Origin of the sequence: Singulisphaera chitinilytica (assembly GCF_049331405.1) — a bacterium.
Lineage (GTDB): Bacteria > Planctomycetota > Planctomycetia > Isosphaerales > Isosphaeraceae > PoT.
Genome location: NZ_CP186274.1, coordinates 8,757,211 through 8,777,885, shown reverse-complemented (window position 1 = coordinate 8,777,885; position 20,675 = coordinate 8,757,211). Strand labels below are relative to the sequence as shown.

The window sequence follows — 20,675 nt, the reverse complement described above, 5'->3', positions numbered from 1 at the left end:
ACGTACACGGATTTTGGGCGATCGGAACAGGCGATGGGATTGGAACGGAACGAAGCCGCTCCGTCGCGGACGCGAGGGACCTGTCGGAAGGAGGGGTGAGACGCGGGAGAGGGAGGGGCATCTCGACCCTGGATGGATTCAAACCTCGGCGGCGATGGACGTTGCGGTGCGCTGGGCGTCGCGGCGTTTCTGGTACTGCATGAGCCCGTCTTCGAGGCCCGCGAGGAACTTGCGCTTGCGGGGTCGGAGGAGCATGGTCAGGAGCTTGCGACGACCTCGCCTGGTCCGGTCGAGCCAGTAGTCGAACCGGATGGGCTCGGTCGTCATGAGGTATCTGGCGTGGCGCACGCCTTTTTCGTAGGACGGCTTCTCCATCGGAATCTCCCTCGGCCACCTTGGCCGGCATGATCAGGCCGATGACGTCGGCATTGACGTACTTTTCTTACTATGACCATATCGGCTTTTGGTAACCAGGCAAATCCGTTCGAGAATTGATTTTCCTTGATGAACCAGTCCAATCGGCATTTGTCCAGGGCCTGGCGAATGTGAGAGCTGTCGAGGTGTCGCCTCTGAGTTAGGTCAGTCCCGCCAGGGCTCGGTCAGGTTGCCGTTCCAGGGGAGGAAGAGGTAGCCGTCGGAGGCATCCTGGAGTGCCCCCTGCACTTCCATGAGGGTGTTGATCTCGTCGAGGGTCTCGTCCAGGTCGTCGAAGCCGATCTCGAAGCGGGCGTCGCAGGCGCGCATCTCGGCCTCGTACTCGGTCCCCTCGCCGATCTCGGCGGCCTTGGCCTGCACGTCCTCGCCGACGACCCGCTTGACGCGGAACTCGGGGCTCTCGGGTCGGCCGACGACCAGTTCGTCGCCCTCTCGCTTCACGGTCAGGCCGTAGCCGGTGAGGGCGCGGGACGCGGCGTCGAGGTCGGTCGACGCGGACCGGAAGTAGACGAAGCAGGATCCCTTCATGGCGACGGTCCCTCGCTGATTCGATGGCTCGGCCTGGCCTAAGTCGGAAGGATAATCGAGCCCTGATGATTATTGAAATCAAGAGATCATGCTAGATGAGAATCGCGGAGGGGGGCGAGGTCGCGGGGCGGCCGATGCGCACAGTCACGTGGCGGAGCCCCGGGCACGCAAATGGCCCGGAGGGGCGGAGTCAACTTTTTCTCGGGGGTCGGGACTGGTAGTCTCTCGGTGTGCGACGCCCCTGGTCACGGCCGACGCCCAGTCGGTTCGGGGATCTCGATCCAGACGACCAACCGGCCGATCCGGGGAGACTTGCCGCCTCGGCAATGACGACAACTCAACCTTGGGAGTTCCGTTCGTGATGAACCGCTCGATCTCCGCCGCCTTCGCCCTCGTCCTGGGAGTGGCGCTGCCGCTCTTCGCGTCCGACAAGCCGCAGCCGGTGCGGATGGGGGACGGCATCCTGACGTTCGACACGGTGCCGGGCTGGGGCCTCGGCGAAGACGGCAAGTCCGTCATCGGCCCGACCCACGGCGGCGTCGTCGTCGACAAGGCCGGCAACATCTACACGAGCGCCCACGCCGGCGTCTTCGTCTTCACCCCCGAGGGCAAGGTCCTCCGCAAGTTCCTCGGCGACAAGTACTCCGACATCCACGACCTCAAGATCAACGCCGAGGACGGGAAGGAGTACATCTACGGCGCCCGCAATAACAACGCCGAGGGGATCAAGTTCAACGCCGAGACCGGCGAGATCGTCCTGAAGCTCCCCTTCCCCGAGGAGTCGGGCCTCAAGCTCAAGCAGTTCAACCCCACGGCGATCACCGTCGCGCCGAACGGCGACATCTTCCTGTCGGACGGCTACGCAAGTAATCACATCTTCAAGTTCGACAAGACGGGCAAGTACCTCAAGCATTTCGGCACCAAGGGGAACGGGCTCAAGGAATTCAACACCGCGCACGGCATGACGCTCGACACGCGGTACAGCCCGCCCCGGCTCCTGATCTGCGACCGCAACCACGAGCCCAAGGGCCGGCTCGTCCACTACACCCTCGACGGCGAGTTCATCGAGGAGGTCGTCACCGGCCTCGGGATGCCGACCTCGGCGATCGTGCAGGGGGATTTCGTCTCGGTGCCCGACCTGCACGGCCGGCTCGTGATCCTCGACAAGAAGAACGTGATCGCCGCGGTCCTCGGCTACAACGCCGACCCGGCCAAGGGGGGCAACTTCAACGTCCCGCAGGACCAGTGGATCGAGGGCATCTTCAGCGGCACGCACGGCTCGGCCTGGGACAAGGACGGCAACCTCTACGTCCAGGACTGGAACGTCTCCGGTCGCATCATGAAGCTGGTGCGCGTGAAGTAATCGCCCTGCCCATGGATGCAGCGAGGCCATCTGATCGCCTCGTCGCGTCTGACCTCGGCAGGATCGCTACCGAAGGAGGAGTCGCCTCGACCCTCCCCGTCGATCGACCGAGTCAGGTTCAAAGAGCAAAGGCCTGCGCGACAGCACGTCGCGCAGGCCCTTTTTGATTCGATGAAGCTCCTTCGGGGCGGCGACATCCCGACGGTGCGAGGTCAGGAGGCCCTCGCTGATACAGAGCCGGGCGTCACCCAGGACCCTGAGGCTTCTCGCGATGCCCTCTCGATTGCTGCGAATGCAACGGACTTCGAGGAGGTTATCCGCATCTCAACGGATGCCGGATACGAGGGCATAGCGGGCCTTTTCGTCGGGATATTGCGGCCTTTGGGGATGGGGCCGTTGCTGCGGGGAGAGGTCGGTTTGCGGCGAGGAGTCGGCCTGTAGCGGAGGTGCGGTCGAAAGCCCCCGGTGGTCGCGAAAGATCAACACACCCGGTCCTGCTTTTGCGTTACTCTTCTCTCGGCAAACGTCCCGAACCTCCTGGGCATCCGCCGCCATGGAAGTGGAGAGTTGTAACATGTCCGAGCTGGACCGCCTGTATCACCTCGAGATCGAATTCCACCGCCGGTTCCGGTTGGAGGCCATCGACGCGATGGAGGCCGCGAGCATCCACACGAGTTACGCCTTGCAGTTGGGTTATGAGGAATTGCTGCGATCGCTCGGCCGGGTCGATCGAGCCAGGCTCGACGTCGCCCGGCATCGGATGCAGAGCATGGGCGATCCCCGCGACGTGCAGGCGGCGTTCCACTCGCTCCAGCAGATCGTCGCGCTCCGCTGAGCCGAGCTGAACCGGCCGGTCGTTGCGAGTCGGCTCGAGATGAAACGGAGCCCGGGGCCGCGATGCGTTCGCGGCCCCGGGCTCTCGTGTTCTCCGTCGGGATTGCGGGCGAGCCTCAAGCTCACCTGGCGGGCTTGAGGATCAGGACCCAGTCCTCTCGCCAGCCTCGGGGCGAGGCGACGTTGACCTTGCCGTCGCCGTCGGACTCAAGCTTGCCGCCGTCGACAGTCTTCCCCGTGACAGGGTTGAAGTACGAGGCGTTGAAGCCGGCCTTGGCTCCTAGCTTCTCGAGCGTGATGGGCCGGGGAGCCGGGACGTAGATGACTCGGACGTCATCCGTGCCGGCCGAGTACGGGACGAAGTAGGCGTCCTCCGAGCCGATTTTGCTCCCCCAGGGGCCTTCGCCGAACTTGGCGACGACCGTGGCGGGCTTCCAGGCCGAGTCGTTGTAGTCGAGGGTCGTCCAGTCGGGCTGCTCGCGCTGGGTGCTGAGCCAGGCGCTATCCGTGGAGACGGCGGCCTTCTTGCCGTCCTCGAGCTCGTAGTCGAGGCGGCACGAGAGGCCGGCCGGGTTGGCGTTCTTGGGGCCTCCCACGCCGTTATCGGCGCGGACGGCGATCACGTTCTTGCCGGGCTTCAGCATGCCTTCGAGGGCGAGGAACTCGCGTCCCTTGTTCCAGCCCGCCGCCGTGCCGAGCAGTTCGCCGTTGAGGTAGACGGAGAGCTGGTCGTCGGCCGTGGCCTTGAGCCGGGCCCGGAGCACGCCGCCGGCGGGGATGTCGAAGCTCTTGCGGAAGAAGCGAGACTCCTCGGGGGCATGCTGCGCGGGGTTCCCCTCGGGATACCAGATCCAGTCGCCCCAGGTCGAGGCCCCGTCCTTGTCCTTGGCCCAGGCCGCCCACTCGGGATGCGGCTCGAACTTCGTCCAGGGGAGCGATGTGAGGAGTGCCTTGCCAAGGCCGAGTTGCTTGGAGCCGGGCAGATTCATCGACTCGTCCCAGGGCATCGTGCCGTAGTTGCCGCCGTGGGGGGACTTGCCGTACTCCTGGTCGCGGCGGTTGAGCTGCCAGATGCCGTTGGCGCCATACGTGTGGCCGGCCGCGCCTTCGAGCATGTTGGTCCAGAACATGAGCCGGGGGATCTCGGCCGGGATCTTGCCGAGGAGGTTCTCGTAGCAGACCTCGCTATTGAGGACGGGCATCGCCGGCTTCGCGGCGCGGGAGGCTCGCAGGGCCTTGATCGTCGGGGTCAGGACTTCCTGGAAGCCGTGGCCGGTCTGGAGCATGTCGAAGTCGATGAGATCCTGCTCGCGATAGAGGAGCCGGCCGCTGAGGGGCTCGAGTCCTGTGGGGTGGACGGTGATGAGGCGGTCGAGCCCGTTCAGGGTCTTGCCATACTGGATGATCCCCTTCCAGGCCTCGTTCTGCTTCTCGCCGCCGAGGGGGAAGCCTTTTTCGAGGTAGTACGGCAGGTTCACCTCGCCGGCCATGCACCAGACGACCGGGAGGGCACCATAACGCGCCATCACATATCGGACGTGCTTCTTCATCTTCTCGGTGCCGAGGAACGGCTGGTGGTAGCCCCAGGCCATGACGATGCAGGGGACGATCCCCTGGTCGACGAGGTAGCTCAGGCGCTCGTCGGCCTTGTCGAAATACTCGGGGCGGATGCGGGTGTACTCGGGCTCCCAGGGGTAGCCGGCCTCATTCTTCCCGCGAGGGTCGAAGGCGGGCATGTCGGGATAGAGCCCCGCGACGATCTGGACGACGTTGAACCCCTTCTTGACGCGGTCGGCGGCGAGCATGCCGAACTCGTCGGGGAACTTGAGCCGCTCGCAGAGGCCCATCCACCAGGTATCGCCGAGCCAGAAGAAGGGGGTGCCGTCCTGATACGCGAGGTGCCGGTGGTCGTCGGCGACCTTGAGGGGCCCGTGCATGATCAGCGGGTTCGTGCCCGTGTAGGGACGGACCTCGACCTTGCCCTTCTGGCGGTGTAGGCCCGGGTCGCCGTCGTCGGTGCTGGCGGTCTCGAAGGTGTGCGTGCCGACCTCGGGCGAGGAGTAGCGCACCTTCCAGATCGAGCCGCCGGCCCAGAAGGCCGGGACGCGGTGCGTCTTCTTGCTCGGCGTGGTGAAGGTGACGTCGACGTCGAGCCCGTTGAACGGGTCGGCGTACGCCTTCTGGCCGTTGAAGTAGAGCTCGATGACCCGGTTGGCCTCGGCGGAGGGCGTCTCGGCGCCGATGGCTGGCGGGCCGAAGAGGGCGAGGACGCCCCAGGCAGAAAGGCCCCCGAGCGTGGTCCAGATCCGTCGCGTTCCCATGGCGTCATCCTTCAAAATGGGGTGATTGTTTCGTGCGTCGATGCGTCGAGTTTCGGTGGTCAGGTCGGCAGCGAGGCCACGAAGTCTCGGAAGAGGATCGTCTCCGAGACGTTGTCGCACTCGTTGCAGTGCTCCCAGTCGATCCAGACGTATTCGATCCCGAGCCAGCCCTTGTAACCGGCCTCGTCCAGGCCCTTGACGACGCGGGCGTAGTCGATCGCGTTGTCCTTGAACGGCGTCTGGAGGCGGCCGGTGCGGGCGCCTCGGATGTGGATGTGCGAGGCGAGCGGCAGGAGGTGCTCGATCTCGCTATCCGGCAGCCCGGCGCGGGTGAAGTGGGTGTAGTCGAGGGTCAGGGTCAGGCCGGGGACGCTCGCAATCAGGGCGGAGGCCGACTCGGGGTCGGGGGCGAGCGAGCCGACGTGGCACTCGGTCCCCAGGATCAGGCCCGCGCGTTTCGCCTCGGCGACGCGCCAGGCGAGTTCCTCGTGGGCGCGGCCGAGCGAGGCCTCGGCCGGCTCGTCCTCGAAGAGGACGCCGGGGAGGATCGTCACATGCTCGCAGGAACATGCCGACGCGTATTCGAGCGTCCTCAGGAACCAGTCGCGGGCCTTCTGCCGACGTGCGCCGTCGGGCTGGTTGATGGCGTACGGGCGGAAGTCGGCGTCGGTCTGGAGGAAGACGTCGGCGACCTTCATGCCGAGGTCCCCCACCGCCTTCTTCAACGCGGCGGCGGAGGTCGCCACGTCCTTGAACTCGCGCGAGGGCCAGAGGTGGGATCGCCCCTCGAAGAGGCCGATGTCGACCCCCTGGAACCCGAGCATCGCGATCAGGCGTAACGATTGTTCATGTGTTAGGAGCGGGAAGGTGAAGTCGGCGCAGGCGAGTCGGCGTGTCATGACATGTCGTCCGGCAGGGTGACCTCGGGCGTGTTCCATTCGGCCGCCGCGAGGTAGCCACCGTCGACGACGAGCGACGTCCCCGTGATCCCGGCCGAGTCCTCGCAGGAGAAGTAGAGGATCGAGCGTGCCACGTCGTTGGGCGTCAGGGCACGCCCCAGCGGGACGCGACTCAGGCGGTTGGCCAGGGCCCCCCTGGCGTCGCCCGAGGCGTTCAGGTGGTGCCTCAGCAAGGGGGTGTCGGTGATCCCCGGGCAGACGCAGTTGGACCGGATGCCGTACTCGGCGTAGTCGAGGGCGATCGACTGGCTCAGCAGGTTCACGGCGGCCTTCGAGGCGGTGTAGGCCGGGGTCCCGGACTGGCCGACGAAGCTGCTGATGGAGCCGAGGTTCACGACGTAGCTCCGCTCGTTCTTGCGGAGGTGCGGCAGGGCGTGCTTGACCGAGAAGAAGACGCTCCGGACGTTCACCGCCATGAGCCGGTCCCAGTCCTCCTGCGAGTACTCGTGGAGCCGCTTGACGTGGACGATGCCGACGCAGTTGACCACGATCTGGAGGCCGCCGAAGGTCTCGGCCGTGCGGTCGACGCTGGCGCGGACCTGCTGCTCGTCGGCCATGTCGCACTCGATGAAGAGGGCCTCGCCGCCGTGCTCCCGGATCGTGGCCTCGACGGTGCGGCCGATCGGGGCGTTGACGTCGACGAGGCCGACGCGGGCCCCTTCCCTGGCGAAGAGCCTGGCGGTGGCCGCGCCGATGCCCGACGCACCGCCGCTGACCCAGGCGGTCTGTCCCTCCAGCCGGCGACTCATGGGTTGAGGCTCCTTCGTCAGTTCGGGTCAGATGAGGTCAGGCCCAGGGGGAACCCTCGGCCGTGGCGTTCCGCTCGTCGACGACGATCCGCTCAGGCACCGGCCCGGCGTAGACCCAGATCATCGCCATCGGGCCGTCGGACTTGTTGATGAAGTAGTGGACCCTGCCCCTCGGCTGGAGCGCGGTGGAGCAATCCGACATCGGGTAGAGCCGCCCCTCCACGATGCAGGTGGCGAGGCCCTCGACGATGGTGATGGACTCGTCGAAGTCGTGGACGTGCGCCGGGAGGCGTCCGCCGGGCTGGAAGAGGCCGTAGCCGCCGCTCATCTCGATGCCGGGGACGAGGTCCTTGTTGAAGAAGTCGATGAATTCCGTGTTCGGGCCCGCCGCGAACCGGGGCGCCGTCGCGTGGCGATTGACCCGCTCGGCCCCGGCTTTCCCCTGGGAGTCGGCCGGCTGCGGTTCGGGGGTATAGACGTTGTCGAGGATCGTCCGGGCCGGTGACGACGAGGCGAGCGCGACGTGGAAGACGGCCGGCTTGTCGGGGTCGGAGTTCCGCACGAGGTGGGCGATTTCTTTGGGGACGACGACGTTGTCGAGCGGCTCCAACTCGTAGAGGCGCCCCTCGACCTCGACGGCCCCCTTGCCTTCGAGCAGCGTGATCGACTCGCTGAAGGCGTGCGTGTGCAGGCTCAGGGTCGCGCCGGGCTCGAAGGTGACGATTCCCGTGGTGAGGCCCCGGGCCTCGTTGTGAGTCCCGACCTGGCACTCGAGCACGACGCCCGGCTCGATCTCGAAGATCTTGCCCTGGCCGACGGGGTTCATGACCTCGGGGCGATCCGGGCGCATCGACTCGGGGGGGCGATCGAGCGGGGCTTTCGGCGGGGTCGGGTTGGGCTTCGGCACGAAATCGGTCGTCATCTGGATGTCTCGTTGGAGGACGCGGAGCGCCGAGCGCACCGAGCGGAGCAAGAGGCCGGCGTCGAGGCCCAGGCAGATCATCCGGAACCCCTGGGAGACGCGGCGGGTGATGTCCTCCTCGCTGGTGGCGACGATCCCGCAGGACTTGCCGGCGCCCCGGAGGACATCCTTCATGGCTTGGATCTGGTCGGCCACGCCGGGGCCTTCCCACTGCCCGCGAAAACCGGCCGTGGCCGAGTAGTCGGCCGGGCCGAAGAAGAAGATCTCGGAGCCGTCGACGCGGCTCATCGCCGGGACCTGCTCGAACGTGCGAGCGGTCTCGATGATCGGGACGACCAGGACGTGGTCATTGGCCTCGCGGGCGTGCTCCTCGAAGCACTGGCCCCAGCCGGTGGCCCGCTCGGCCCCGATACCGCGCAGGCCTTCGGGGGGATACCTGGAGAAGCGCTGGGCCTCGATCAGTTGCTCGGCCGACTCGACCCAGGGGATCACGACGCCGTCGGCGCCGATGTCCAGGGCCCGCTTGATCAGCCCGGCGTTGCGCTCGGCCAGGCGGACGAGGACCACCGTCTCGCTGCGGACGGCCGCGCGGATGTGCTCGACGATCTCCTTCCAGTCGAGGTGCCCGTGCTCGGCGTCGACGACGACCCAGTCGAGCCCGAGCGCCGCCGCCATCTCGGTGATGCTGGGCGACTCCAGCGTCACCCAGAGCCCGAGCGCGGGGCGATCCGCCTTCAAGGTCTCGCGAAGCCTCCTGACCGCGGCCGTTTTCAATCCGTCCTCCCGCCGTCCTGGACGACAACCCACGACACCGGGCCGGCAACCCTGGCCCGATCGCCTCGCGATGGATCCCGTCGCGGCACCCGACCCGAGTCCGCTCGACAGTCTGATTATCAGTGATTATTATGATTGTCAAGGGACGGAAAGGGGGTGTCAAGTGGGTCGCGATAAGCCCGACCATGTGATCGTGACGCAGCGAGGCCAGGACGATGGCCTGGTCCGCCGCCTCATGGCCCTGATTCACGAGAAGGGGCTCAAGGTCGGCGACCAGCTGCCGAACATCCGCCTGCTGGCGACGATGCTCGACGTCAAGCCGACGACGGTGCGCGATGCCTTGCTCCAGGCCCAGACCCTTGGGCTTGTCCGTATCTTGCCACGCTCGGGGGCCTATATCCAGTCACTGTCGTATACGCCGATGGACGAGCCGACGGCCCCAAGGCCCGAGCCCGTCGTGGCGACGACGGAGCACAACCTCTTCCACCTGCTCGACGCCCGCCGGGTCGTGGAGATCGAACTGGTCGGCCGCGCGGCGGAGCGTCGGGTGCTGGAGGAGCTGCTGCCGGTCCGCGAGGCGCTCGAGGCGATGGCCCGGATCCCGGAGACCGAGCTGCGCAACGACTATGTCGAGGCCGACATCCGGTTCCACGCCGAGATCGCCAGGCTCGGGGGCAACTCGGTCCTACTCGCCTTCCTCAAGGATCTGCTGGGCCTGCTCCGGCCGCACCTGGCTCAGATCCCCTGGTCGCGCGAGCGGAGGCAGACCACCGACGCCATGCATGCCGAGGTCTATTCCGCCCTCGTCTCCGGTGATGCGGCCCGTGCCCGCGCCGTGATGGGCGAGCACCTCGGCTTCGCCTACGAGAACCTCCTGCGCGAGGTCCAATCCGTGCCGACCGCCCCGCCCCGGCGCTGAAGCCTTCGATCGATCCGCCGCGATTGATTATCGGCCGTTGATCTCTCGAGGGCCCGGTTTCAGGGTCGGCGTCTGGTTCTTGGCCTGGCTCTGGTAGCGGCTTCGGAATGATTCCATCCGGCGGGAATAGGAGCCCCACTGGTCCTCGCTGAAGATGGTCCGGAGCTGGTCCTCGGGGAGCTGGGCGAGCGAGTACATGATGTGCAGCTCAACCGAGGGCTCCCACGTCCCGACCGGCTTGATGGGACGGATTCCTTCTTCGAGCAGCTCTGCGAATTTCTGCTTCTGCTGCGGGTCGAGCTTGAGGCGCCGGCTCTCGGCGTTCAGGATCAGGGTGATGGACTGGTGGTGCCGGTCGAGCCAATCCTCGCGCTCGGCCTTCTCGTATGCGATCAATTGTTCGGGCGCGAGGGTTGATTTCAGGGTTTTGATGAAGATCAAGTTATCGCTGAATCCATCAGCCCTGATGGCGGTCCGGATCGTGGCGAGCTCTCGGATGAACTTGTTCAGCTCGACGGGGTTGCCCTTCACCTCGAGGAAGCGGGCCCGCTTGGCCTCGACCCGATCGACAAGCCGCTTGATATCCCCCTGGCCGGCGAGGTAGAGCTTGCTCCGCTGCTCCCTGGTGAGCTTGCAGGTCCTGCCCACGATCTCGAGCCGGCGGTCGAACGCATCCTTGAGCTGGTTGCGGAACTTGTTCGTGTCCTGGTCGACGCCGAAGACGAGCCGGTCGAAATACTTGTCGTCCGACATCTTCACCGGCGCCTTGCGGGGCGGCGGCTCGTCGATGTCGTCGATGTCATCCTCGAACGCCCGCGCCGGCCGGCCCGCGAGCATCGCGGCGAGGAGGAGCGCGAGAGTGAGCCCACCGGAGGGGAGGTGGTGCCGGGGTCGATTCGTGGTCGGGATCGGATTCATGGGCTCACGCGGAGTGTTGGAGCACGAGCCAGCGCTCGATGACCTCGAGGATGTGCCGCTTCGCCTCGGGCGAGAGTTCCTGGCCGCGGGCGATCCCGTGCCATTTCTCGAGGCAGCCTCGGCAGCAGGTGGCGGCGGCATGCTGGGCGATGAAGACGGGGTGATTCCGCATCGGCGTCTGCTTCCCGTCGTTCTCGGGGAAGGCCGGGGCCAGTCGCCGCTCGATGAAATCCTCGCCATGTTGCAGGACCGTCTCCATGCCTTTGCGGTCGAGATAATCACGCTCGATTCGCCCAAGGCGGAACTTGCTCCGGAAGGCCGAGCGGCCCAGGCGGGCGAACAGGTCGTCGAGGTCTACCATGAGGATCCGTGGTCATCGCGGCTCGATCTCGTCGGCCGGGCTGCGGGGCCGACCGGCCAATGCTCTCTGAAAATGGTCCGCGAGTTAAGGCCAGTCCCGCGCTCTGCTTCACAGTGGTAATGGGCGTCGGCCGTCGAAAAGCGGGCAGGGATCGAAAGTCTCCGCCAATATTTTAGGGAGGAGGCCGAATCGCTGTCAGCGAAAATTCCCCCGCCGGTTTTTCGACTCACGCCGCTTCGGTCGTCTCAACGGGATTCAATGGGGAGACTCTGAGATGCCGCCGATCGATCGCGATTCTCCATTCTCGCCGAATCGGGACAAGCCGCCGATCTTCGCGTCGCCGATGGGGGACGCCGACGTCGACGGCCCCGACGAGCCGATGAAGGCCACGCGTCGCGGGGGCCTGGCCTTCTGCCCGAACTGCCAGGGCGGGATCGCACTGAGCGCGGAGCTCTCCGGTCTGATAGCGTCCTGCCCCCACTGTTCGCAGCACTTGCGGATGCCCGAGACCCTGGACCTGGGCTTCGACCCGTCGAACTCGGCGCCCTTCAACACCAGGCTGGTGGCCGCTCAAGGCAAAGCCGGGGAGCCCTGGTATTACAGCTTCATCGACACCTACGCGAACGTCTGGCTCTGGTTTAGCCTGATCGTCTTCGGTCTGGTCGTGGTCGCAACGCTCGGGCTCACCTACATCGCCTTCCATCGGGCCCCGATCCAGAACGCCGGCTTCGTCCTGATCGTGCCGGTCGTCGCGGTCCTGAGCTTGATCCCGAGCTTCCTCGGCATCCTGCTCACGGTGGCCTTCATGCGCCTGCTCGTCGACATCGCCCGCAACTTGCGCGAGATCCGCCAGCGGCGGTCGAACTCGAACGTCTGAGCCTGCCGGAAATGGATCGAGGGCCTCAAGTCCCGGGGCCCTCCTACCTCCCCCCCGCCCGCCCGAACCCGTCTCGAGACCTCGAACGCGAGATCTGCGCCTCTTCCCTCTCTCTCGCCGCCTATGCCCATCCCCGGGCCGGATCTGCGGGTGCTGAGGACCGAGGCAGGTCCATCAACCCGTCGCAACGATGCCATCGAAGAATCATGACTTAGAGTCGTAATGCCCAAGATTGATGCTTGGCTGATGAGTTTGCTGGCAGTCTATGTGAGGCAATCCGGGGATTTTGGAGAAGAGAACCCTCCGAAATGGCGGAATGAGTGGTGTTTTCTGTGCAGGGGTCGCTCTAAAAGCAGGCATGGCATGCAGACTGCAAGGGAGGGGTCTCGTCGTCGAGGCCCCCCGCCCAATCGTCTGCCAAACCATCCTGCCAGAGAGGATTTGCGCTTTCCTCGGGTGGAGGATCGGTCTTCTGGCGCGGCTCGCTGAAGAGCCCGACCGATCGGGGGGACCCGCGGTTTTTCGTCGTTCCGAAGAAACGAATCGAGTCCAGCGAGGACGCCCATGAAGCGTGCAACCCCTATCCCCTTCATCTTGCTCGTCATCGTCGCGGTGGCGGCCTTCTTCAAGTTCCCCAAGGCGGTGGTGCCCACGGGCGACCCGATTAACAGCGGGGACGTGGCGTGGATGCTGACGGCCGCGGCCCTCGTGCTGCTGATGACGCCGGGGCTGTCGTTCTTCTACGGCGGCATGGTCGGCTTCAAGAACGTCGTCTCGACGATGCTCCAGAGCGTGATCGCCCTGGGCGTGATCAGCATCGTGTGGGTTGTGGTCGGCTTCAGCCTCGCCTTCGGCGACAGCTTCGGGGGCTACCTGGGCGATCCCAGGACGTTCCTGATGTTCCAGAACGTGGGCGAGCTGACCCATCCCAAGATCTCGGCGACGATCCCGCTGATGGTCTTCGCGATGTTCCAGCTCAAGTTCGCGATCATCACGCCGGCCCTCATCACCGGCTCGTTCGCCGAGCGCGTGCGGTTCTCGTCGTACTTGCTGTTCATGGTCCTCTTCAGCCTGCTCATCTATTGCCCGCTCGCCCACTGGACGTGGCACCCGGATGGCTTCCTGAACAAGATGGGCGTGAAGGACTTCGCCGGCGGCACGGTGGTGCACATGTCGGCGGGCTTCGCGGCCCTCGCGGGTGCGATGGTCCTCGGCCGTCGTAAGAGCCACCTGAACAAGGAGTCGCACGTCCCGGCCAACATCCCGTTCGTGCTGCTCGGCACGGGCATGCTCTGGTTCGGCTGGTTCGGCTTCAACGCGGGCTCGGCCCTCGCCGCCAACGGCACCGCGGCCATGGCCTTCGCCACGACGAACACGGCCTCGGCCTCGGCCATGCTCGGCTGGATCTTCTTCGACTGGATGCGGGGCAACAAGCCCTCGGCCCTCGGCGCCTGCATCGGCGCGGTGGTCGGCCTGGTGGCCATCACCCCCGCCTCGGGCTTCGTGACCGTGCAGGAGAGCATCGCGATCGGCCTGGCCGCCAGCGTGATCAGCAACCTCGCTGTGCACCTCCGCACCAAGTCGACCCTCGACGACACCCTCGACGTCTTCCCCTGCCACGGCGTCGGCGGCATGGTGGGCATGGTCGCCACCGGCATCTTCGCCAAGGACCTGGGCCTGACCTCGGGCAACACCAAGACCTTCATCAACCACCTGATCGCCCTGGTGATCGTCGCCGCCTTCTCGTTCATCGGCTCCTTGATCCTCTACAAGATCACCGACCTGATCATCCCGCTCCGCGTCGACGAGGAGCAGGAAGCGATCGGCCTCGACCTCAGCCAGCACGGCGAGACCGCCCTCGGCGCCGACCTCCTCGGCGTCGGTGCCCACAGCTAAGCTTAAACCCTCGCACGCATCCCCATGGACGATCCCGATGCCCCGACACGCAACGTCGGGGCATCGGGATTTCTTCGTTCGAACGAATCGCAAACCTCCTCGATGGCCGTAACGATCCTCAGAAAGCGAATGGGTTAAGACTATTCTCGACAAAATTGATCGAGATACGAAGTTAAGCCTTGACCAAATGCAGTCCGGGGCGAATACTTGGCGGTGTGCGAGGGAGATTCAGGTTCTCGAAGGCGGACATGAAATGGGGCGCCAGCGAGGGGTTTGAGCGGCCAGGGAGCGGCCAATGGTGGGCTCCTGGCGCCTCATTTCTTCGGACACCTATTGTCCTGGTCCCCATACTTCCCTGTCCGGTATCGCGACCGGAGACCAGGCACGCAAAAGGGGGCAACCCATGGTAGCCACTCTCCGGTCGGCTGGCTGTTGACGGTCGATCGCACTTCCTCCCCTCCGACCCCGGGCGTCGCGAAATTGTCGCGTGCGGGGGTCGTCTCTACGACATCTCGTAAGAACCTTCATCTTTTGCCGACTGGATGGAAGCCGCGCTCGATCGACTGTTGAGCGGTCGTCCTTCGCCTGACTCCGACATCGCCATGATCTGGAGCGCACCTGGAGGTTGGCAGAACTCCTCACGAATCGAGTAACAGGAAGTGGATTATGAGCCGATTTCTGTCCGCGGGTGACGTCCTGATCAACCCCGACACCCTGACCTACGCGATCGTGGAGACGGATTCCGAGGGGCTACACCTCCGACTCGGCTTCAAGCAGGGCGAGGCCACTTCCCCAGCCCCCGCCGGCGAGCTTCGCCTGACGGGCCTCGAGGCGCGCACGGTCCTCCGCTGGCTGCGGAGCCATGCCGAGTTCCTCGACGCCGGCGGTACGGCGACGCCCCACTCCCCGCGCAAGCCTTATCAGGCATCGACCCCGGGTGATGTCCACCTGACCTCCCTGACGAACGGCCTGACGTCCCTGCGGTCGGCCCAGAGCGCCTGACCCGCGACAGGCCCGCGCATTCGGGTTTGTCTTGACTTAGTCGACCGGAAAACCATACTCGCAAGCAACGGCCCCTGCTCGGGGAACCCCCTTATGCGAGGTGGCTCTCGCGTCCCGAAGCCGGCCCTTGGGATTGGCTCGAGCGGATCGTCGAGCCGGGAGGCACGGATGGGCGAAAACAATACGAGGCTCGTCGAGGGCGGGAGACGCCCCGCGCCGCTGGCCCCCAACGTCCTGGCGGCGATCGGCCAGACCCCCCTGATCCAGCTCAACAAGGTGACCGAGGGGGTCCGGGCGAAGGTCCTGGTCAAGCTCGAGTCGGCCAACCCCGGCGGCAGCATCAAGGACCGCGTGGGCGTCGCGATGGTCGACGAGGCCGAGGCCCGGGGCTGGCTCCAGCCGGGCGGGACCATCATCGAGGCCACCGCGGGCAACACGGGTGTAGGCCTGGCCCTGGCGGCGGCCGTGAAAGGGTATCGCTGCATCTTCGTGATGCCCGACAAGATGAGCGGCGAGAAGATCCGGCTGCTGAAAGCTTACGGCGCCGAGATCGTCATCACGCCGACGTCGGTGCCCCCCGACTCTCCCGAGAGCTACAACGGCGTGGCCGACCGGCTCGCCCGCGAGATCCCCGGCGCCTGGCGGCCGAACCAGTTCGCCAACCTCGCCAATCCCGAGGTCCATTACCGCTCGACCGGCCCCGAGATCTGGGAGCAGACCGAGGGGAAGATCACGGCCTTCGTCGCGGGGGTCGGCACCGGCGGGACGATCTCGGGGGTCGGCCGCTACCTCAAGGAGCGGAACCCAGAGGTCCGCGTCATCGGCGCCGACCCGGAGGGCTCCGTCCTCTCGGGCGATGCCCCGAGGCCCTGGAAGGTCGAGGGGATCGGCGAGGACTTCGTCCCCAAGACCCTGAACGGGCAGATGGTCGACGAGTGGATCCGCGTCGGGGACGCCGAGAGCTTCCACGCCGCGAGGGCGTTGGCCCGTCGCGAGGGGCTCCTCGTCGGCGGTTCGTCCGGCACGGCGGTCGCCGCGGCTTTGCGTTATGCCCAGCGACTGACGGCCGACGATGTGGTCGTCGCCCTCTGCCCCGACACGGGGCGCAACTACCTGAGCAAGTTCTACGACGACGCCTGGCTCCACGAGAACAACCTGCTCCACGCCGTCCCGCCGTCCAAGACGGTCGGGGACCTTCTGCGGTCGCGAGGCCCGAGGACCCTGGTGACGGTCGGACCCGATGCCTCGGCGGCCGAGGCGGTCGAGCTGATGCAGACGCGGGGGATCTCGCAGCTCCCGGTCCTCCGCGACGGCCACTCGGTGGGCAGCATCCAGGAAGTGACCCTGGCCCGGCTCCTGCACGACGACGTGGATCCGGCGACCGTCCGCGTGGCCGACGTCATGGCCAAGCCGCTCCCGCAGCTCGACGTGACCGTGCACCTCGACGAGGCCTATCGCCTGATGCTCTCCGGGAACTCGGGGGTGCTGGCCATCTCGGGCGACGAGGTCGTCGATATCATCACGCGGATCGACCTGATCTATTACTGGAACCGGAAGCGGTCCGGCTGAGTCCCGGGCCCGACTGACTCGAACGAACTCCGCAAGGCACGGATCCCCCAATGGCTGACGATCGTCCCGAGCACGGCTTCTCGACCCTCTCCATCCACGCCGGCCAGGACGCCGACCCGGCCACGGGCGCGACCGTGGTGCCGATCTACGCGACCTCGACCTACACCCAGGCCGCCCCCGGCCAGCACAAGGGGTTCGAGTACTCCAGGAGCGGCAACCCGACCCGCGCCGCGCTCGAGACCTGCCTGGCGGCCCTCGAAGGGGGCGAGCGGGGCCTGGCGTTCGCCTCGGGCCTGGCGGCGACGACCGCCGTGCTCTCGACGCTCCGGCCGGGGGACGAGGTCGTGGCCGCGGCCGACCTCTACGGCGGCACCTTCCGCCTCCTCGAGCGCGTCTTCAAGCCCTGGGGGCTCGTCCCGCGCTACACCGAGGACATCAGCACCGCCGGCTTCGCCTCGCTCCTGACGCCGAAGACGAAGCTCGTCTGGATCGAGACGCCAACGAACCCGCTCCTGCAGATCCTCGACATCGCCGCGATCGCCGAGCTCTCGCACAAGCATGGGGCCCTGCTCGCGGTCGACAACACGTTCGCCTCCCCCTACCTCCAGAAGCCGATCGCGCTCGGGGCCGACCTCGTCGTCCACAGCACGACCAAGTATCTCGGCGGGCACTCCGACGTGGTCGGCGGGGCGGTGATCGGGCCGAAGTCGATCCTTGAGCCGATCGCCTTCTACCAGAACGCCGCGGGGGGCGTCCCCGGCCCGTTCGACTCCTGGCTCGTCCTGCGAGGGATCAAGACCCTGGCCGTCCGGATGGAGCGGCATTGCTCGAACGCGAGGGAGTTGGCCTCGTGGCTCGCCGCCCACCCGAAGGTCGAGAAGGTCTTCTACCCGGGGCTCCGCGACCACCCCAACCACGAGGTGGCGAAGCGGCAGATGAGCGACTTCGGCGGGATGATGAGCATCCGCCTCAAGGGGGGCTCCGAGGCCGCGCTCAACCTCCTGAAGCGGACGAAGCTTTTCAGCCTGGCCGAGAGCCTGGGCGGGGTCGAGTCCCTGATCGGCCACCCGGCCACGATGACCCACGCCAGCATCCCCGCCGAGATCCGGGCGGCCCGAGGGGTCGACGATGGCCTCGTGCGGCTCAGCGTCGGGATCGAGGACCTCGAAGACCTCAGGAACGACCTCCACGAGGCTTTGAGCTGAGGCTCGGAGGCCTCTCGAACTCTCCTGGCAACGATCCGGGGATACTGGTACTCTGTCCATCGAATCGGGACGGGACCTCTCCGCAATCCGCCGGGCTCAGGAGGGACACGCGATGGCCGACCTGGACGATGGTGCGTTCGTCGAGATGAAGGGATCGGGGGCGAAGCCGTACATCCTCAGGAACGTCGGCGGGGTCTACTCGTGTACCTGCCCGGCCTGGCGGAACCAGTCCATCGCGATAGAGCGACGGACGTGCAAGCACCTCAAGAAGCTCCGGGGCGACGCGGCCGAGCAGGCCCGCGTCGGCTCGGAGATCAGCGCAAAGCCCGAAGGCTCGGAGGAGGCCGTCGAGGCCAAAGTCGGGCCGCCGATCCTGCTGGCCGAGCGCTGGGACAATGAGACCGACCTCGCCGGCTGGTGGATCAGCGAGAAGCTCGACGGCGTCCGCGCCTTCTGGGACGGCAAGGCCCTGATCTCCCGGCTCGGGAACACGTTCCACGCCCCCGACTGGTTCCTCGCCGGCCTGCCCGAGACGCCCCTGGACGGCGAGCTCTGGATCGCCCGCAAGGCCTTCCAGCGCACCGTCGGCATCGTGCGTCGCCAGGACAGGAGCGACCACTGGAAAGAAGTGACCTACGTCGCCTTCGACGCCCCCGCGATGGACGCCCCGTTCGAGGATCGCCATGCGTACCTCCTCGAGCACGTCCATCGCCGGAGCCCTCCCTATCTCAGGGCGCACGAGCAGGCGAAGTGCGTCGACCTCGCCCATCTCCGCGAGGAGCTCGCCCGCGTCGAGGCGCTCGGGGGCGAGGGCCTGATGCTCCGCCAGCCGGGCTCGAAGTATGAGGTCGGGCGGTCGATGACCCTGCTCAAGATCAAGAGCTTCCTCGACGCCGAGGCCCGCGTGATCGAGCACGTCAAGGGGGCGGGTCGGCACAAGGGGCGGCTCGGCGCCCTGCTCGTCGAGATGGCGAACGGCACGAGGTTCTCGGTCGGCACCGGGTTCTCCGACGCCGAGCGCGAGAGCCCCCCGGCCATCGGCGCCCTCATCTCGTTCCGATACCAGGAGCTTTCCGACGCCGGCGTGCCACGGTTCCCGTCGTACCTCGGGGTCCGCGACGACGTCGAGCTGGCCCCTCCCCCCGCGGCTCCCAAGCGAGGGCGGAAGAAGTCGGATTGAGTCGCAAGCCTCGGCCTCGACGGATTCTCTGTCGAGTGTGCATCACCGATGAACATCAACCTGCGTCGTCCGGGCGAGTTGATCTTCTCGAGACGCCCGAAGATTGGCCCAGGCCGAATCTCTCTCCATGTCCTTTCGAGGCCACAGGTTGTTGGAGCCTCCGTCGGGTTCGTGTACGATTCGGAAAGTCGGGAGCGTGTCCCCTTTTACGTTTTCTTAATGCTCGCTCCCGACAATGAAGTCGACCGGCCCTCGCGCCGGGGATCGTGCGTCGGGAACCGACTTCGGTTCGAAACTGGACGGGGCGAATGCCGCCGAGGGACTGAGCCCGGGTCGTGCCGACGACCCGAGGCTGCGACGGCGGACCGCCCACGAGGCTATATGAGGGGAGTGGCTGAAGGCCATGGACCAACAGCAGACGGGGACGGGCCCGGCAGGGGGCGGGGTGACGGGGCCGACCCTCTCGGAAGGCTGGCTCGCGAACTGGCGGTCTCGCCTGTATCGTTCGGAAAAGGGGACCCCGCTGATCCCGGCCGAGTTCGCGGCGGGTCAGGGATCGATCGTCCGCCTGATCGACATCCGCGAGCCGCAGGAGTTGATCGGCCCGTTCGGCTACATCCCGGGCGTGGACTGGATCCCCCGCGAGGAGGTCCATACGCTCCCCAAGCGGCTCGGCCCGAATGCGCCGGTGATCCTCGTCTCTAGGCTCGGCGAGCGTGCCTCGGAGGTTGCGCGTCAGCTTGAGCAGGGCGGGATGAAGTACGTCGCGGCCCTCGCGGGCGGGATGGGCCAGTGGCTGAGCCTCGGCTTCAGCACGATCCAGGATCCGTCGATCCTCGACCGCTGCGACGAACTCCGCGAGATCGAGGCCCCGATCGTGCCCGAGTCGAAGGAATCGGGCCTGACGATCGACCAGGTCCGGGATCACGTCGGCGACCCCGCGAGCGTGCGCTGGCTCAAGCTCGCCGCGCTGGTCATGCACGCCCCGATGTCCTGCATCGACGGGCGCGACGACCGCGGCGTGGTCGGGACCCCCGGCGGCGACGCGGGCCTCTTCATCCTCCTGCTCGCGGCGATCGAGAAGGTGATCGGCAAGCCGCTGACCCATGAGCAGATCTCGACCCTGCTCAAGCGGCGGATCGACTCCTTCGGCAGCTTCTACATGCACACCGACGCGACCGCCCTGACCGCCGCGGCGGTGTCGATGAAGGAGGATCCGCGGCTGGGGGTCGCCCTCGAGAAGTTCTGCTCGGGCCCGGACGAGCTGCGGCAGTTCGTCAGGCGTCCGCCGGCCTCCTATCGCGAGGCGGTGGTTGAACACCTCTGCAACCCCGCCGCGATCGGCTGCGGCCACATCCGGCTCATGCACCAGAACAGCGAGCAATATCGGGTCCGCCAGGGGCTGGTCGTCGACTTCCTGCGCTCCTTCTACCAGGCACGCTGGGAGGGGGCCTTCCGCGCCGAGTACGAGGCGCTCCACGGCTCCCACGACGAGCGTGCGGTGCTCATCACCCGGGTCGAGGGTGAGCTCTTCCCCTTCACCCCGATCCCGCTGATCTCGCCGTCGTATTTCGACATGCAGATGTTCATCTATCACCCCCAGGCGAGCAAGTACCTGCGCTCGCTGATCATCGACATGCTGCTGCTCCAGACGGACGTGGTCCCCGAGTTCAAGCCCGAGCTTCGCGCGCAGCTGATCCAGGAGGCCGAGTCGCTCGCCGACCTCCACCGCGGGGCGTCGCTCGTCTACCTCGCCAAGAACTTGCCGATCTACGAGGTCACCTTCAAGACCGACGGCACGATCCAGGTCGGTCATGCGGGGAACGTCACCTGACGGTCCGGTTCGACACACCAGCGAAATGC

18 protein-coding genes are annotated in these 20,675 nt (G+C 66.5%); 10 read left to right on the top strand and 8 right to left on the bottom strand.

Annotated elements, in window-relative coordinates; translation table 11 throughout:
- Positions 1–138: 138 nt before the first annotated feature.
- On the bottom strand, positions 139–375 hold the full coding sequence (locus ACOYYX_RS34325) for a hypothetical protein (RefSeq protein ID WP_422927162.1): 237 nt from the start codon (positions 373–375) through the stop codon (positions 139–141).
- 204 nt (positions 376–579) lie between these two features.
- Positions 580–963 carry a hypothetical protein gene (locus tag ACOYYX_RS34320; protein ID WP_422927161.1) on the bottom strand — a complete coding sequence of 128 codons (384 nt, stop codon included), beginning with the start codon at positions 961–963 and terminating at the stop codon, positions 580–582.
- Between the two features lie 361 nt (positions 964–1,324).
- Here ACOYYX_RS34320 and ACOYYX_RS34315 point away from each other — a divergent pair, with 361 nt between their 5' ends.
- Positions 1,325–2,326, top strand: coding sequence for a 6-bladed beta-propeller (locus tag ACOYYX_RS34315; RefSeq protein WP_422927160.1), 1,002 nt, complete (start codon positions 1,325–1,327; stop codon positions 2,324–2,326).
- Positions 2,327–2,900: 574 nt separating this feature from the next.
- Complete coding sequence (locus tag ACOYYX_RS34310; RefSeq protein WP_422927159.1) at positions 2,901–3,161, top strand: hypothetical protein; 261 nt, start codon at positions 2,901–2,903, stop codon at positions 3,159–3,161.
- A 121-nt stretch (positions 3,162–3,282) separates the two neighbouring features.
- On the opposite strand, the gene ACOYYX_RS34305 is transcribed toward ACOYYX_RS34310, so the two are convergent.
- Genes ACOYYX_RS34305 through ACOYYX_RS34290 form a run of 4 tightly spaced genes read right to left on the bottom strand, consistent with a single transcriptional unit; the run spans position 3,283 to position 8,885 of the window.
- Positions 3,283–5,481 (bottom strand): DUF4038 domain-containing protein, encoded by a 2,199-nt coding sequence (locus ACOYYX_RS34305; protein WP_422927158.1) that lies wholly within the window; start codon positions 5,479–5,481, stop codon positions 3,283–3,285.
- Between the two features lie 59 nt (positions 5,482–5,540).
- Entirely contained in the window at positions 5,541–6,380 is an 840-nt protein-coding gene (locus tag ACOYYX_RS34300) for a sugar phosphate isomerase/epimerase family protein (protein WP_422927157.1), read from the bottom strand.
- Positions 6,377–7,189, bottom strand: a complete 813-nt coding sequence (locus ACOYYX_RS34295; protein WP_422927156.1) for an SDR family NAD(P)-dependent oxidoreductase — start codon at positions 7,187–7,189, stop codon at positions 6,377–6,379. Before ACOYYX_RS34295 ends, ACOYYX_RS34300 begins: the two co-directional genes overlap by 4 nt.
- A gap of 37 nt (positions 7,190–7,226) precedes the next feature.
- On the bottom strand, positions 7,227–8,885 hold the full coding sequence (locus tag ACOYYX_RS34290) for an aldolase/citrate lyase family protein (protein WP_422927155.1): 1,659 nt from the start codon (positions 8,883–8,885) through the stop codon (positions 7,227–7,229).
- Positions 8,886–9,048: 163 nt separating this feature from the next.
- Between ACOYYX_RS34290 and ACOYYX_RS34285 the strand changes: the two genes are divergently transcribed.
- Entirely contained in the window at positions 9,049–9,804 is a 756-nt protein-coding gene (locus tag ACOYYX_RS34285) for a FadR/GntR family transcriptional regulator (RefSeq protein WP_422927154.1), read from the top strand.
- Between the two features lie 27 nt (positions 9,805–9,831).
- Here ACOYYX_RS34285 and ACOYYX_RS34280 read toward each other — a convergent pair whose 3' ends face one another.
- Together ACOYYX_RS34280 and ACOYYX_RS34275 are read right to left on the bottom strand one after the other, a co-directional pair.
- A complete protein-coding gene (locus tag ACOYYX_RS34280; protein WP_422927153.1) occupies positions 9,832–10,722 on the bottom strand; it encodes a hypothetical protein in 891 nt (296 codons plus the stop codon).
- 4 nt (positions 10,723–10,726) lie between these two features.
- Positions 10,727–11,083 carry a DUF4186 domain-containing protein gene (locus ACOYYX_RS34275; protein ID WP_422927152.1) on the bottom strand — a complete coding sequence of 119 codons (357 nt, stop codon included), beginning with the start codon at positions 11,081–11,083 and terminating at the stop codon, positions 10,727–10,729.
- A 274-nt stretch (positions 11,084–11,357) separates the two neighbouring features.
- Between ACOYYX_RS34275 and ACOYYX_RS34270 the strand changes: the two genes are divergently transcribed.
- From ACOYYX_RS34270 to ACOYYX_RS34240, 7 genes are all read left to right on the top strand, one after another.
- A complete protein-coding gene (locus ACOYYX_RS34270; protein WP_422927151.1) occupies positions 11,358–11,960 on the top strand; it encodes a hypothetical protein in 603 nt (200 codons plus the stop codon).
- A gap of 564 nt (positions 11,961–12,524) precedes the next feature.
- Positions 12,525–13,856 (top strand): ammonium transporter, encoded by a 1,332-nt coding sequence (locus tag ACOYYX_RS34265; protein ID WP_422927150.1) that lies wholly within the window; start codon positions 12,525–12,527, stop codon positions 13,854–13,856.
- 666 nt (positions 13,857–14,522) lie between these two features.
- Positions 14,523–14,858, top strand: a complete 336-nt coding sequence (locus ACOYYX_RS34260) for a hypothetical protein (protein WP_422927149.1) — start codon at positions 14,523–14,525, stop codon at positions 14,856–14,858.
- Between the two features lie 168 nt (positions 14,859–15,026).
- The gene (locus ACOYYX_RS34255) at positions 15,027–16,427 is read left to right on the top strand and encodes a cystathionine beta-synthase (RefSeq protein WP_422927148.1); all 1,401 of its coding nucleotides are present in this window, start codon (positions 15,027–15,029) and stop codon (positions 16,425–16,427) included.
- 50 nt (positions 16,428–16,477) lie between these two features.
- Entirely contained in the window at positions 16,478–17,632 is a 1,155-nt protein-coding gene (locus ACOYYX_RS34250) for a cystathionine gamma-synthase (RefSeq protein WP_422927147.1), read from the top strand.
- Positions 17,633–17,744: 112 nt separating this feature from the next.
- Positions 17,745–18,812: a DNA ligase gene (locus ACOYYX_RS34245; protein ID WP_422927146.1), complete on the top strand. Its 1,068-nt coding sequence runs from the start codon at positions 17,745–17,747 to the stop codon at positions 18,810–18,812.
- Between the two features lie 403 nt (positions 18,813–19,215).
- On the top strand, positions 19,216–20,646 hold the full coding sequence (locus ACOYYX_RS34240; protein WP_422927145.1) for a rhodanese-like domain-containing protein: 1,431 nt from the start codon (positions 19,216–19,218) through the stop codon (positions 20,644–20,646).
- Positions 20,647–20,675 lie beyond the last annotated feature (29 nt).